The organism is uncultured Ruegeria sp. (assembly GCF_947504215.1).
Classification (GTDB): domain Bacteria; phylum Pseudomonadota; class Alphaproteobacteria; order Rhodobacterales; family Rhodobacteraceae; genus Ruegeria.
Genome location: NZ_CANNGO010000006.1, coordinates 204,487 through 218,132 on the forward strand (window position 1 = coordinate 204,487; position 13,646 = coordinate 218,132).

12 protein-coding genes are annotated in these 13,646 nt (G+C 57.1%); 5 read left to right on the plus strand and 7 right to left on the minus strand.

Annotation, left to right across the window (positions count from 1 at the left end; translation table 11 throughout):
• Positions 1 to 84 precede the first annotated feature (84 nt).
• The 4 genes from fumC to Q1B21_RS13375 are packed head-to-tail and all read left to right on the plus strand — an operon-like array spanning position 85 to position 2,534.
• Positions 85 to 1,479, plus strand: coding sequence for a class II fumarate hydratase (gene fumC, locus Q1B21_RS13360; RefSeq protein WP_298935640.1), 1,395 nt, complete (start codon positions 85 to 87; stop codon positions 1,477 to 1,479).
• Entirely contained in the window at positions 1,479 to 1,655 is a 177-nt protein-coding gene (locus Q1B21_RS13365; RefSeq protein WP_298935642.1) for a DUF4169 family protein, read from the plus strand. Before fumC ends, Q1B21_RS13365 begins: the two co-directional genes overlap by 1 nt.
• Complete coding sequence (locus tag Q1B21_RS13370; RefSeq protein ID WP_298935644.1) at positions 1,652 to 1,873, plus strand: ribbon-helix-helix domain-containing protein; 222 nt, start codon at positions 1,652 to 1,654, stop codon at positions 1,871 to 1,873. The genes Q1B21_RS13365 and Q1B21_RS13370 overlap by 4 nt, the downstream gene beginning before the upstream one ends.
• Positions 1,874 to 1,931: 58 nt before the next feature.
• Positions 1,932 to 2,534, plus strand: a complete 603-nt coding sequence (locus tag Q1B21_RS13375) for a DNA-3-methyladenine glycosylase I (protein WP_298935648.1) — start codon at positions 1,932 to 1,934, stop codon at positions 2,532 to 2,534.
• Between the two features lie 26 nt (positions 2,535 to 2,560).
• Here Q1B21_RS13375 and Q1B21_RS13380 read toward each other — a convergent pair whose 3' ends face one another.
• The 4 genes from Q1B21_RS13380 to Q1B21_RS13395 all read right to left on the minus strand — a co-directional run bounded on the left by Q1B21_RS13380 (position 2,561) and on the right by Q1B21_RS13395 (position 6,892).
• Entirely contained in the window at positions 2,561 to 3,442 is an 882-nt protein-coding gene (locus Q1B21_RS13380) for a fructose bisphosphate aldolase (RefSeq protein ID WP_298935750.1), read from the minus strand.
• A gap of 73 nt (positions 3,443 to 3,515) precedes the next feature.
• Entirely contained in the window at positions 3,516 to 4,865 is a 1,350-nt protein-coding gene (locus Q1B21_RS13385) for a cytochrome P450 (protein WP_299889992.1), read from the minus strand.
• Entirely contained in the window at positions 4,862 to 6,076 is a 1,215-nt protein-coding gene (locus tag Q1B21_RS13390) for a hypothetical protein (protein ID WP_299889994.1), read from the minus strand. The genes Q1B21_RS13385 and Q1B21_RS13390 overlap by 4 nt, the downstream gene beginning before the upstream one ends.
• 63 nt (positions 6,077 to 6,139) lie before the next feature.
• Positions 6,140 to 6,892 (minus strand): cytochrome c biogenesis CcdA family protein, encoded by a 753-nt coding sequence (locus tag Q1B21_RS13395; protein ID WP_298935654.1) that lies wholly within the window; start codon positions 6,890 to 6,892, stop codon positions 6,140 to 6,142.
• Positions 6,893 to 6,997: 105 nt separating this feature from the next.
• Here Q1B21_RS13395 and Q1B21_RS13400 point away from each other — a divergent pair, with 105 nt between their 5' ends.
• Positions 6,998 to 7,231, plus strand: coding sequence for a sulfurtransferase TusA family protein (locus tag Q1B21_RS13400; RefSeq protein WP_299890114.1), 234 nt, complete (start codon positions 6,998 to 7,000; stop codon positions 7,229 to 7,231).
• A 58-nt stretch (positions 7,232 to 7,289) separates the two neighbouring features.
• Here Q1B21_RS13400 and Q1B21_RS13405 read toward each other — a convergent pair whose 3' ends face one another.
• The 3 genes from Q1B21_RS13405 to Q1B21_RS13415 form a co-directional block, all read right to left on the minus strand.
• A complete protein-coding gene (locus tag Q1B21_RS13405; protein ID WP_299889996.1) occupies positions 7,290 to 10,034 on the minus strand; it encodes a ribonuclease E/G in 2,745 nt (914 codons plus the stop codon).
• A 476-nt stretch (positions 10,035 to 10,510) separates the two neighbouring features.
• On the minus strand, positions 10,511 to 11,845 hold the full coding sequence (locus Q1B21_RS13410; RefSeq protein WP_120635372.1) for a sigma-54 dependent transcriptional regulator: 1,335 nt from the start codon (positions 11,843 to 11,845) through the stop codon (positions 10,511 to 10,513).
• A gap of 12 nt (positions 11,846 to 11,857) precedes the next feature.
• On the minus strand, positions 11,858 to 13,636 hold the full coding sequence (locus Q1B21_RS13415) for an ATP-binding protein (RefSeq protein ID WP_299889998.1): 1,779 nt from the start codon (positions 13,634 to 13,636) through the stop codon (positions 11,858 to 11,860).
• Positions 13,637 to 13,646 lie beyond the last annotated feature (10 nt).

The following is a 13,646-nucleotide window of genomic DNA, read 5'->3' on the forward strand; positions in this document are numbered from 1 at the left end:
TTTATGGTGCGCGCAACTTGCCGATTGCGTCGCAGATTTACTGGGGCTAAACGGCATATGATTGCATACCAGACGGAGTGACCGATGTCTCAAACCCGCACCGAATCCGACAGCTTTGGCCCGCTGGAGGTTCCCGCCGACAAATACTGGGGCGCGCAGACACAGCGTTCGATCATGAACTTCCCGATCGGTTGGGAAAAACAACCGGTCGCCATCGTGCGCGCGCTGGGCGTGATCAAGAAAGCCTGTGCCATGCAGAACAAGGCAACAGGCAACCTGGACGCTACCATCGCAGATGCGGTCATTGCCGCCGCAGGTGAGGTGATTGAGGGCAAGTTTGACGACAACTTCCCTCTGGTCGTGTGGCAAACCGGGTCGGGCACCCAATCGAACATGAACTCGAACGAAGTAATCGCCAATCGTGCGATCGAGATTCTCGGCGGCGTGATCGGCTCAAAAGACCCGGTTCACCCTAATGATCACTGCAATATGGGCCAATCGTCGAACGATACTTTCCCCACCGCCATGCATATCGCCACAGCGATGAGCGTGCGCGATGTGCTGCTGCCCGGCCTTGAAAAACTTGCGTCTGGGTTGGAGCAGAAGGCAGACGAGTTCAAAGACATCATCAAGATCGGCCGTACGCATACACAAGATGCAACGCCGCTGACGTTGGGGCAGGAATTTGGCGGATACGCTCATCAGATCCGTCAGGGCATCGCCCGGGTTCAGGCCACCATGCCGGGAATATATGAGCTGGCCCAGGGCGGCACCGCGGTGGGCACCGGCCTGAACACTCAAAAAGGATGGAGCGAGTCTGTCGCAGGCCACATGGCCGACATCACCGGCCTGCCCTTCGTCACCGCGCCGAACAAGTTCGAAGCGCTGGCCGCCCATGACGCCATGGTCTTCCTGTCAGGCGCTTTGGCCACGATTGCAGGCAGTTGCTACAAGATCGCCAATGACATCCGCTTCCTGGGTTCGGGCCCACGTTCGGGTCTGGGTGAGTTGGTTCTGCCGGAAAACGAGCCCGGCTCGTCCATAATGCCCGGCAAGGTAAACCCGACGCAGGCCGAAGCGCTGACTCAGGTTGCGGCCCACGTGATGGGCAATGACGCTGCCATTAAGTTTGCCGGCAGCCAGGGGCATTTCGAGCTCAATGTCTATAACCCGATGATGTCTTACAACCTGTTGCAGTCCATCCAGCTACTGGGTGACGCGGCTGACAGCTTTACTGAGCGGATGTTGCTGGGCATTCAGGCCAATGAGCCGCGCATCGAAAAGCTGATGAAGGAATCGCTGATGCTGGTCACAGCGCTAGCCCCAACCATCGGCTACGACAACGCCACCACCGTCGCCAAAACCGCGCACAAGAACGGCACGACCCTGAAGGAAGAGGCCATCGCGCTGGGTTTTGTCGATGAAGCAACCTTTGATGCGGTTGTCCGTCCTGAACAGATGATCGGTCCGAAAGACTGATGGGCAAGCCGGTCAACTTGAACCGGTATCGAAAAGAAAAGGCACGGGCCGAGAAAAAGGCCCGTGCAGGCGAAAACGCTGTGAAATTCGGCCAATCACAGGCCGAGAAAGACGCTGTGAAGCAGCGAGACGGCAAGACACGCCGCGACCTGGATAATCACGAGTTGGAAGAATGAGCGGTCGTCCGATCAAACGTTCTTTGACACTCAAAGGTCACCGGACCTCGGTCTCGCTAGAGGATGAATTCTGGCAGGCATTTCGGAATATCGCCAAGCAGAAAAATATTCCAATCAATGTGTTGGCTGCGGAAATTGATGTGGCGCGCGATCCAGAAACCGGTCTGGCGTCGGCCATTCGCGTGTTCATCCTAAACTGGTATAGCGAACGGCAATGACCCCTTGCGTTGGTCCAGATCCTGAGTTTAGGATACTGAGAACAAAAAGGGTACATTCATGAGCGAGACTATAGTTGGCCCGGATGGGCAACCCCGCTGCGCTTGGTGCCAATCTGCGCCGGAATTCTTCGAATACCATGACAACGAGTGGGGTTATCCGGTGGCCGATGATCAGCGGCTGTTCGAAAAGCTGTGCCTTGAGAGTTTTCAGTCCGGCCTCAGCTGGCGCACGATCCTGTCCAAGCGCGAGAATTTTAGAAACGCGTTTTATGGCTTTGATTTCAACAAAATGGCCGCGTTTTCTGATGCGGATGTAGAACGCCTGTTACAAGACAAAGGCATCATACGTCATCGCGGCAAGATCGAAGCTGTGATCAACAATGCCCGCCGCGCGCAGGAGCTGATCGCATCAGAAGGATCTTTGGCGGCTTATGTCTGGCAATACGAATCCAAGACACCGCCAGACCCACAAACCGCATCAACCTCGCCAGAATCCGTGGCGATGTCGAAAGACCTGAAGAAACGCGGTTGGAAATTTGTTGGCCCCACCACCGTATTCGCCTTCATGCAGGCGATGGGGTTGGTCAATGATCACGCCACGGGCTGTGTCATGCGCGAAAAGGCATCAAAACTGCGCCGCGAATTCATCAAACCGGAGTAAACAGGCGCCCCGAAGGGCGCCAGAGATCACGCGGACGCGCTAAAGATCTTGTTAATGTTTCCACCCAGCGCCGCGTTGAATTCCGCATCGGATTGCTGTTTAGCCAAGCCTTCGGTCAACGCACGCGAGAAGGATGCAATCATCTTACCGTTCTGCCCCAAAAGATCACAGGCCTGTTCCGTCGAATATCCCCCAGAAAGGGCCACAACGCGCAGCACGCGCGGGTGATCGGCGACCTCGTCATACAGGTTCGCCTGATTGGGGATCGTCAGTTTCAACATGACATCCTGATTGTCATTCAACTGATCGAGGTTCTTCAGAAGTTCTACCTTCAGAATGTCTTCTGCCGCGGCCTTTGTTTCTGAATGAATGTTCACTTCGGGCTCGATGATTGGAATCATGCCCGCCTTGACCACCTCACGCCCAACATCGAACTGTTGTGACACGACGGCGGCGATGCCTTCGGCATTGGCTTCGTGAATGACAGACCGTTCCTTGGTGCCAAAAACGCCGTCTGCTTTGGCCAAGGTCTCGGCCAACCCCGGGATCGGTTTCATCACTTGAACACCATTGGCCTTTTCTTCCAGACCTTTGTCGATTTTCAGGAACGGAACGATACCTTTCACCGACCAAAGATAGTCAGCCACTTTGCGGCCATCGATCTCTTCGCCCAATGTGCGTTCGAACAGGATTGCCCCGATGACTTTATCCTTGGTGAAATCATCCGCCAGAATGATCCGCGCCCGCATCTTTTGGATTTCGCCGAACATTTCTTCGTCCGAGCTATAGTCGGACGCTTCTACCCCATAGAGCGCCAGCGCTTTGGGTGTCGATCCGCCGCTTTGATCCAGTGCTGCGATAAAACCTGCTCCGTTGGACATCTGCGCGCGCTGTTCTGCTTTGGACATAATGCTTTCCCGTTTAATACTGATTCCGATTTCCTCACCCGCATACAGCACGTGGATCGACGATGGTAGATTGTTAGCGCTCAACCAGCCGCAACCAAATTCCATCCTTGGACCGAACCGTCAAATGAGCGACCGGAATCGGCGTTTTACCGCTGATTGTTTCGAATTTGAAATGGCGCAGTAGCATCGACAGGATCAACGGCCCTTCGACCATGGCAAATCCGACGCCAGTACAGACGCGGGGACCAGTAGAAAACGGGATGTAAGCCTCTCGTTGGCAGGTCTTGCCATTCTCGGTGGCCCAGCGGAACGGATCAAAGCCGTCCGGGTTGTCCCACAGCCGCTCTTGCCGGTGTAGATGCCACGGGCTGATGACAATCTGCGATCCCTTTGGCACGTCCCGGTTTCGGAACTTTTCCGGGCACCCGGCCTCACGCACCATCATCGGAACCGGTGGGTATAGCCGCAGCGCCTCACGAAACACATCGCGGCTGATTTTTAGCTTGGACATGGTCGCGAATGTGGGATCGTCCAGCGCCTGCGCCTCGGCTGCGACCTTGTTCTGCCAGTCAGGATACAGCGCCATCAGATACAGCGTCCAGGCAAGGGCCGACGCGCTGGTTTCATGCCCGGCCAAAAAGAAAATCGCAACCTGATCAATCATCTCATGGGTTTCAAAGCACTGACCTGTCATCGGATCAGGAGTAGTCATGATCTTGGTCGCTAGGTCATCCGGTGCTGTTCCATCCGCAATTGCATCGGCACGTTTTGAGGTGAGCTTTGCGATCAGCTTTCGAATTTCTTGTGCATTTCTACGCGTTTTGCGTGAATGAAACCGAGGCAACCACCGTGGCACCGGCACAAACGCCGCAAGATTCAGCAGAGGCTGTTCGCGTTGATAGGCCCGAAACTTCTCGAAAACTTGCGCCGCGACCTCATGTTCGATCGGAACCGAAAACAAAGTGCGAAATATCACATCTGCGGCCACATGGCTGGTGATCCCCTCGCATTCGATCTGCGTTCCAACATGCGGACGCAAACGTTCGACACAGGACTCAGCGGCTGAAAGCATGGCGGGGAACGTGTCTTTGAGGCGTCCACCCTCAAAAGCAGGATCAATGATCCTGCGCTGGCGTTTCCATACCGCACCATTGGTCAAAAATACGGAGTCGCCCAACAACGGGCGCAAACCTTCGCTGATCCGGCCAGATTTGGGAAAGTCGTCCGGGCGCTTTTTCAGAACGGTTTCAATTAGGTCCGGTTGGTTGACCATGTAAGATCGGAAGAACGGCGTGCGGAATTCAGCCATCCAGGCACGATACAGGCGTTGGGGCTGCGCTGACAGTAGATCCTGCCTAAACAGCCTCAGATACCGCCAGAGCGAGACCTTATCGGGGCGTGGCTGCGGTTTGGGTGGGTTCATGCGTCCACCGAGGTGTATTTCGAAACGGGCGCCTCGATGCGGGACTTGGACGGTGCGCGCCCTTTGAAACGTTCGCCTAATGTTTGCGGGCCAGCTGTGATACGAAAGTAATCATATGTGCCTGGCTGGTCGAAGGCGCAGAGATACTGGAAATGAAGCCTGAAAAACCGCCAACGCAACGCATTCCAGCGCTCGAGTGAAAGGGTTTTGGTGAAAGCCGCTGACAGGACCAGTGGCCATTTTTTGCCCGTCCCGGCCACGCCGCTGACGGACACCGGATCGCATAACGCAAAAGCGCAACCATCACCTGGTGCAGAAACATCGACCCAGGTTAGGTTATCGCTGTTTGAGAGAAACTGAAGATCGGCCCGCAAGCGGTGCGCCTTGGGCAGGAACGAGACCATGGGCACCACCTGCCCCAGGGTCAGGAAGGACAGAACCGGACCGTTCTCCGGCACGCGGTGGTCGCGGATCAGGTCAGACAAGACCGACACACCCAGATGTGCGCCCGAGCTGTGCCCCACAACCAGCACTTCGTCCACCTCTGTTTGCAGTGCCTGTTGCACCAAACCAGCGAAGCTATCCAGACGCTTCTGCAACTCTGCCGAGGTTTCGCCTTTCGACTGGGCCGAATAGGCGTAGTCATGCATCAGATAATAGGCAAACAGGCGGTTATCGATCTTTCGGAACCACCGTAACAATCCATAGGCCGCAGCAAGCGCAGGCACCAAGGCCAACCATCCAACCAAGGACCACATCAAAGTTGTGATGCCCCACGCCACCAAAAGCGCAGCCAAAAGTTGCGTCAACAACATCCCCACGGGATACAGCGCCGCGATCACGGGCCCCTTGCGCAAACGCACTAACCGCCCCAACGCACCGGTCGACAGGTAGATCCACGCAGTATGCGCCAATTGCAGGTAGGTCGCGGGAATCGATCCAGACATACTGTCCTGAACGATATCGGACCAGACCAGGACGTCGACATCCGTTTGGACCTGTATCCCGTCCTGAAAGGACACCACCCGCCAACCGAAAGGACCGTCGCCGGACTTTGGCGAAATCGAAATATCGTAGCCGGAAATTGCCGCCTGCAGGACAGACTCAGTTCGATACAACTCGCGATATCGCCGCGGAGGCATCGGGTCATATCCGGGTATATAGAACACTCGGCGCCTATGCACCTGAGGGGGATTTGTCTGACTGCTCATGGCCTTACCTTCTACCGCACAGGTTAACGCAGCATTGCGGCCAAGGTAAGGTGGCTTCGCGATTTAACCCAGAACTGCCAGCGCGGGGAAGGTTTCTAGCAGCCACCAGCTGAACTCGGTGAACAGCCCCGTGACCAGCATGATGCCCACAAACAGCAACAGCGCACCCATCACCTTTTCGATCGTGCCCATATAGGGTTTGATCCGGTTCATGACGGTCATCGAACGGTTCAAGAACATCGCCGCTAGCAGGAACGGAATCCCCAGCCCTGCAGCGTAGACACCAAGTAACAGTGTGCCCCGCGCGACTGACGCCTCGGATGCGGCCAAGGAGAGGATCGCGCCTAGCTGCGGGCCGATACACGGCGTCCAGCCAAAGGCAAAGGCAAGCCCCAGAATATATGCGCCAAACACAGATCCACCGGAATCGCCGGTCTCAACACGGGCTTCCCGGTCCAACAGCGGAATTCGGAAGACATTCAGAAAATGCAGGCCAAAGACAATCACCACGGCGCCCGATATCTTGGCAAACAGCACCTGGTTTTGCAGCACAAATGCCCCGAAAGCCGACGCCGTAAAGCCCAACAACAAAAAGACTGTGGACAGACCCAGAACAAAGAACAGCGCTGACAAGGTTGCCTTGCGACGCGCGCGGGCTTCATCCTGCATTTCGTTGATCGTCACACCGCTCATATAGGCCAGATAGGGCGGCACAATGGGCAGCACGCAAGGCGACAAAAAGCTGATGAGCCCGCCAATCAAGGCGACGAACATGGCAGGAAGCAGACCCGCATCGATGATTTCTATTCCGAACATAGATCAGCACATATGGTATCGATGCGTCGCCGTCACGGGGCCAATCGGTCACATCATCGTGGTTGCACGCTGGACACCATGGCAAAGTGGAAATATCTGATCCCCATGTCAAACCCGACCGAAACGCTGGACGCCCTTGGCCTGCTGTGCCCACTGCCCGTCCTGAAGGCTCGCAAACGCCTGAAATCCATGCCTGCTGGGGCTGTTTTACGCGTATTGGCTGACGATCCTGCCGCGATCGTCGATGTCCCGCATTTTTGCGTCGAAAGCGGTCATCAGCTGGTGTCTCAGGAAGATGCCGACGGGCATCAGATCTATCTCATTCAAAAATCAGGCTGACAGGTTGCCGGGGCGTGCAAAAGAAAAGGCGGACACGCTGGCCCGCCTTTTTGTTTGACTACTGGCCCAAGGACCACCAGCCTCGCCGTTTAGGCTTGGCGGGTTCGCTGGGTTTTTCGGGTTCGGGAGCGGTCGTTGCAAGCAGGGGCTCGGCAGGTGTTTCTTCTACGCTTTCTTCGTTCGAAACTTCAGCCACGTCCGCAACTTCGACAGGTTCGGGCGTCGCTTCGGCAACCAATGGCGCCTCTTCCGCAGGCTCGGCCGCTGTTTCCGGTTCAGGCGCAGGCTGCTCATCCAGAGGCTGTTGTACGGGTTCACGGGCCTGCTCTGGCGCGACCTCTTGCGTGGCCGTGGCGTCCGCCTCGGTCACAGCGTCAGCCGCAACGGGCTCGACCTCTTTTTTCTTGCGACGCGGCGCTCGGCGTTTTTTCGGCTTGGCTGGGGCCTCGTCTTCACTCTGCGGTTCCGCGGGAGCATCCGTCTCGGCCGCCTCTGCGGGTTCAGCCGCGGTTTCGCCGTCTTCAGCCGGCGCATCGCCGGTTTCGGATCCAGCGTCCTGAGCGTCTGCTCCTCCGCCGTTCTTTTTCCGACGGCGACGACGGCGCTTGCGCTTGGGCTTTGCTTCGTCTTCGGCCTGAACGGCCTCGTCAGCGACTTCGGCCTCTTCCTCGTCGGATGAATCCACCAGATCCATCAGTGATGCATCCACCGAGACGACAGGTGCCGTTGCCTCGGGTACGATCCGGCTCGCCGTCTTGAACTTCTCCATCGAGAAATCCGGGCTAACCAGATGCAGATCGCCCTCAACACGCACAGACAGGCCGTAACGGGATTCGATCTGAGCGATATGTTCGCGTTTCTGATTCATCAAGAAGTTGGCGATGCTGACCGGGCAGCGCACCAAAACCTCGCGCGAACGACGACGGGTGCCTTCTTCTTCGATCTGGCGCAAGATCGACAGCGCCATGTTGTCGTCGGACCGGATCAGACCTGTCCCATGACACGCTGGGCATGGCTGAGTTGTCGCTTCCAACATACCGGGACGCAGACGCTGACGGCTCATCTCCATCAGACCAAAGCCCGAGATACGGCCCATCTGGATGCGCGCGCGGTCGGTCTTCAGCTTGTCCTTCATGCGCTTTTCGACGGCTGAGTTGTTCTTGCGCTCGTCCATATCGATAAAGTCGATGACGATCAGACCAGCCAAGTCACGCAGCCGCAATTGGCGCGCCACTTCCTCAGCCGCCTCAAGGTTGGTTTTAAGCGCCGTTTCTTCGATTGAACCTTCTTTGGTCGCCCGGCCCGAGTTCACATCGATGGCCACCAGCGCTTCGGTCACGCCGATCACGATATACCCACCGGATTTCAGCTGTACGGTCGGGTTGAACATGCCCGCCAAATAGCTTTCCACTTGGTAGCGCGCGAACAAGGGCAGCGCGTCCTCGTACCGTTTCACGTTCTTGGCGTGGGACGGCATGATCATCTTCATGAAGTCCTTGGCAATGCGGTACCCGCCTTCGCCTTCGACCAGAACTTCGTCTATATCGCGGTTGTACAGATCCCGGATCGACCGTTTGATCAGGTCGCCTTCCTCATAGATCTTTGCAGGCGCAATGGACTGCAGGGTCAGTTCACGGATTTGTTCCCACAAACGCTGCAGATACTCGTAGTCGCGCTTGATTTCGGATTTGGTCCGCTTCGCGCCAGCCGTGCGAATAATCAAACCCGCACCCGTCGGTACATCAATTTCCGAGGCGATTTCCTTGAGTTTCTTGCGGTCCGGAGCGTTGGTGATCTTGCGGCTGATACCGCCGCCACGTGCCGTGTTTGGCATCAGCACACAATAGCGACCGGCCAGCGACAGGTAGGTGGTCAGCGCTGCGCCTTTATTGCCGCGCTCTTCCTTGACCACTTGAACCAACAGCACCTGACGGACTTTGACGACTTCCTGGATTTTATACCGGCGCGGGCGCGGCTTGCGCGGCGGACGGATATCTTCGCTGTCGTCTTCATCGGCAACGGATTCGATGGAATCGTCCTTGCTGGTCGCGTCCGAGCGCGCGTCGCCCTCGTCAGCATCCTCTGCGTCGGCTTTTTTGCCGTTTGTATCCGAAGTCTGTTCTACTTCTTCCGAAGTGGCGTCTGTCGCATCCGCTTCAGCAGCTTTCGCACCGTCGCCACCCTCAGTCGCATCTGCTTCAGGGGCTGCTGCAATCTCATCTGACGGCGTGTCGTCAGATTTTTCAGCCTCTGCTTCATCGACCGGTTCTTCAACAGGTGTATCCGCGACCAGCTCCACCGGTGAGCTGCCTTCGGGCACGTCCATTTCAACCGTATCGTCGGTGTTCTCGCCATCTTCCAGATCGATGGTTTCCATGCCAGATGGTTCCGAAGACACTTCGATTGACTCGACTGCATCGTCAGATTTTACATCCGCCGCTTTAATCCGGGATCGCGAACGGCGTCTTTTGGGCTTGGACTCTTCCGCCTCATCCCGAGCCTTCATGGCCTCGGCATAAGCGCGTTCTTCCTCCATCAGCGCCTCGCGGTCGGCGACCGGGATTTGGTAATAATCCGGATGGATCTCGGAAAACGCGAGGAACCCGTGGCGATTGCCGCCATAGTCCACAAAGGCCGCCTGCAGTGACGGCTCGACCCTGGTTACTTTTGCGAGATAGATGTTGCCAGCAAGCTGGCGTTTGTTTTCGGATTCAAAATCAAATTCCTCGACCTTGTTTCCGTCGACCACCACAACGCGAGTTTCCTCTGCGTGGGTGGCATCGATAAGCATTTTCTTAGCCATGTGTCCTTGGTGCACCGCGCCAAACGCGTTGTCCTGACCCGTCCGGGCGGACAGGCGCTTTTGGGGTGGTGTCTTGTCAGGGCGATATCGGACGGCGCGCGGCAGGGTCTGGCGCTCTGGCCCCCTGCCCGTTCTCTCAATCGTTGCGCGCGCGTCATCGCGGTTCTTCTCCGACAGGCGCGATACAAGCCGCCTCCTGCCCATTTATTCCTTTCGCCCAACGCGTCGGGCTCAGGCACTCCACTGCCCCATGCGGGGCACAATCGGTCTGCTTTGCGGTGAAAGATCGATCATCACTTGGGGCAAAGCAGCGAAACTCATTGATTCGGGACTTAAAGACGCAAAAAAGGATCAGGCCCGTCCGCCCACATTAAAAGCAGTCCTGTGGAAAACACAATGGGCAAACTGCATCGCCGGCAATCAGTTAAGACCGCCGGCGTTCCAAATGTTGCAGCTGTTAAGGTGGCACTTGCCCGTTAGAGATAGTCCGACCGCTGCAGGCTGTACTTGGCCATCTTTTCGTTCAACGTCCGACGCGGCAGGCACAATTCATCCATCACGGACGCGATCGAGCCTTTGTGGCGGCGCATTGTGTTGTCGATAAGCATCCGCTCGAACGCTTCGACATATTCCTTCAGCGGCTTGCCTTCGGTTGTCATCACCGGCTGCATTTCTTCGTGATCAGACATCAGCAAGGATGCAATCGTACCCGAACCACGCCGCGATTGCAGCACGGCGCGTTCCGCGATGTTGATCAGCTGACGCACATTGCCGGGCCACGGCGCCTGCAACAGTTGCGCTGCTTCCTGAGCGCTGACCTGTGGGGCGTCACAGCCATATTCCTCGGCAAATTGCTCGCTCAGACGCGTAAACAGCGTCAGAATGTCTTCGCCGCGCTGGCGCAGCGGCGGCATCGTGATGCGCAGCGCCGCCAGTCGGTAGAACAGATCAGGGCGCAGAACATCCTCGCTGGTTTTTCCCGCTTCCTGAAGGTTTGAAATTGCGACGATCCGGGTTTCCGCCGGGGTGCCCTGATCGTTCATAACGCTCAGCAGCTTGGCCTGAAGCGTATCGCTTAGGGCCTCAACATCCTCCAGCACCAATGTACCCCCGCGGGCCTCTTCGATGGCTGGCAGTTGGGCATCTTCAGGCATCATTGGGCCAAACAGACGCTTTGATAGCGCCTCTTCTTCCAAGGCCGCACAGGACACTAACACGAATTTCTTGCCCGCTCGGCTGCCAACGGCATGCAAGGCATGGGCGACCAGAGTTTTGCCTGTCCCGGTCTCTCCGTCGATCAGAACGTGACCATCGGCCTGGCCCAGATCCAAAATGTCCTCGCGCAACCTTTCCATAACCGGGCTGGCACCGATCAATTTGTTCATGATCTGAGTGCCGCCGGACAGCTCGCGCCGCAGTGCTCGGTTGTCCAGGGTCAGCCGTCTGGCGTTGCTGGCGCGCTTCGCCAATTCCGACATGCGGTCCGGGTTGAACGGTTTTTCGAGAAAATCAAACGCCCCGACCCGCATCGCCTCGACCGCCATGGGCACGTCACCATGACCGGTGATCATAATGACCGGCAGTGTACTGTCGGCGCCCATCAGCTTTTTCAGCAGTTGGATGCCATCCATTCCCGGCATCTTGATGTCTGAAATTACAATGCCCGGGTAGTCCGGCCCCAAAACCTTGAGTGCATCTTCTGCACTGCCAAAGGTTTCAGTGTCATAGCCTGACAGCGCCAGCCATTGGCTGATCGACTGCCGCATGTCCTGTTCGTCGTCTACGATGGCGATTTTCATGGCTTGTGCCATATGTCTTCCCCGTTATTCAGCGGCCTCAAGGCCGTCGCTTCCTAGTATCGGCAGTTGCATCTCGAACACCGCGCCACCTGATTGGCCGTTCCGAGCTGTCAGCCGTCCGCCATGGTCGTTCACGATCCCGGACGAGATGGCAAGCCCCAGCCCGACCCCATCGCCGGGCTGTTTGGTGGTGTAGAAGGGTTCGAACAGGTTCTCGATGTTTTCGATCCCGTGACCATTGTCGCGCACTGTCAGCACCGCCATTTCGCCCGCCGCCAGAATGATTTCCAGATCTGGCTCGGGTACTGACTTGGTGGCGTCCAGCGCGTTTCGCAAGAGGTTCACCATCACCTGTTCGATCCGCATGCGGTCGCCCATTACGACAACCGAGTCCTCGGGCAGGATCTGTGTGATCTTGACCTCCCGTTGGCGCAGCTGCGGCTCCATCATTGACAGGGAAGAGGCCAGCGCCTCCCCAAGGTTTACTGGTGAAAACGCATCTGCACCCTTGCGCGCGTATGATTTCAGCTGTCGTGTGATCGCGCCCATACGCTCGATCAGCCCATCAATGCGACCAAAGCTGGCGAGCGCCTCTTCGGGACGGTTTCGACGCAGTAGCAGACGCGCGCCAGCCAAGTAGGTTTTCATTGCAGCCAGCGGTTGATTCAGCTCGTGGCTGACGGCCGCGGACATTTCACCCAACGCCGCAAGTTTCGAGCTTTGCGCGAGGGTCTGTTCCGCCAGATCCAACGTCTTTTCAACCCGTTCCCGCTCAGCAATTTCCCGCTGCAGCCTTGCGTTCAATGCGCGAAGCTCTGCCGACTCGCGCTGGAACAGCGCCATCCGAAGCGTCGCGCGGCGGCTGAGTGCATAGAAGGTCAGCGCCAGAAGAATCGCAAATCCCATGATTTCCAGCGCCAGCACGCTGTTCACCTTTTCCCGGATCGACGCATAGGTGGTGAACGACGTCATCTGCCAGCCGCGGAACGGAATCCGCGTTTTCATCCGCATCACTGCCTCACCCTGAAGATAGGCATCCGGCGGCAGAGCCGTCCAATCGGTGGTGGCCCGAATGGCGCGTTGGATCGCGTTTTGTGGCGGTTGGCGCAGCATGGCAGCGTTTTCATCCACCCCACGCCATTGTGGTTCGGTCGACAGAATGATGTTGCCGGTGCTGTCGGTCACCATTACGGCATCTGAAATCCCCGCCCAGGCGCGTTCGAACTTCTGCAGATCGACCTCTACGACGATAACACCCAGAATCTCCGATCCGGCCTGAATGCGTCGTGAATAGACAAAGCTATAGCCGCCGGATTCCTTTGGTATGACGGTAAAGATGGTCGAATTTGATCTGATGGCATCCACAAAATAGGCAGAATTCCGATGTGCCTCGCCCAGACGGTTCCTGTCGGTGGCAGCAACAGACCGCCCATCCCCGTCCAGCAGCATCAGCGAGGCAGCGCCAATTTCTTCGACAAAAGAAATCAGGCGCTGTGTCGATAGCGTATAATCGCTGGAGCGCAGCGCCGAGATCAGCGTTGGATCGCGCGCCAGCAATTGCGGTACAATCGCGTTACGGCGCAATTCGCTCAGCAGGTTGCCGGAATACAGCGCCAGGCGCAGCTCTGCGCGGTTTCGCGTAGATTCAGTGAACCGATCCGTCAGCAGCCGGTTGGTGATCCAAACGGTCGAAACAGTGGCCACCAAAAGAATAATGATCGCAACGCGCAACCGCCACCCTAGTGGAGCACCCCGGAATGGGTTTTTCAGTTTGGACCAGCCAGAGCTAACTTCGGTACTCATCCCCAGAAGT

Coding starts and splice junctions, on each gene's coding strand:
- fumC (WP_298935640.1), top strand. CDS start 85: ATGTCTCAAACCCGCACCGAATCCGACAGCTTTGGCCCGCTGGAGGTT.
- Q1B21_RS13365 (WP_298935642.1), top strand. CDS start 1,479: ATGGGCAAGCCGGTCAACTTGAACCGGTATCGAAAAGAAAAGGCACGG.
- Q1B21_RS13370 (WP_298935644.1), top strand. CDS start 1,652: ATGAGCGGTCGTCCGATCAAACGTTCTTTGACACTCAAAGGTCACCGG.
- Q1B21_RS13375 (WP_298935648.1), top strand. CDS start 1,932: ATGAGCGAGACTATAGTTGGCCCGGATGGGCAACCCCGCTGCGCTTGG.
- Q1B21_RS13380 (WP_298935750.1), bottom strand. CDS start 3,442: ATGTCCAAAGCAGAACAGCGCGCGCAGATGTCCAACGGAGCAGGTTTT.
- Q1B21_RS13385 (WP_299889992.1), bottom strand. CDS start 4,865: ATGAACCCACCCAAACCGCAGCCACGCCCCGATAAGGTCTCGCTCTGG.
- Q1B21_RS13390 (WP_299889994.1), bottom strand. CDS start 6,076: ATGAGCAGTCAGACAAATCCCCCTCAGGTGCATAGGCGCCGAGTGTTC.
- Q1B21_RS13395 (WP_298935654.1), bottom strand. CDS start 6,892: ATGTTCGGAATAGAAATCATCGATGCGGGTCTGCTTCCTGCCATGTTC.
- Q1B21_RS13400 (WP_299890114.1), top strand. CDS start 6,998: ATGTCAAACCCGACCGAAACGCTGGACGCCCTTGGCCTGCTGTGCCCA.
- Q1B21_RS13405 (WP_299889996.1), bottom strand. CDS start 10,034: ATGGCTAAGAAAATGCTTATCGATGCCACCCACGCAGAGGAAACTCGC.
- Q1B21_RS13410 (WP_120635372.1), bottom strand. CDS start 11,845: ATGGCACAAGCCATGAAAATCGCCATCGTAGACGACGAACAGGACATG.
- Q1B21_RS13415 (WP_299889998.1), bottom strand. CDS start 13,636: ATGAGTACCGAAGTTAGCTCTGGCTGGTCCAAACTGAAAAACCCATTC.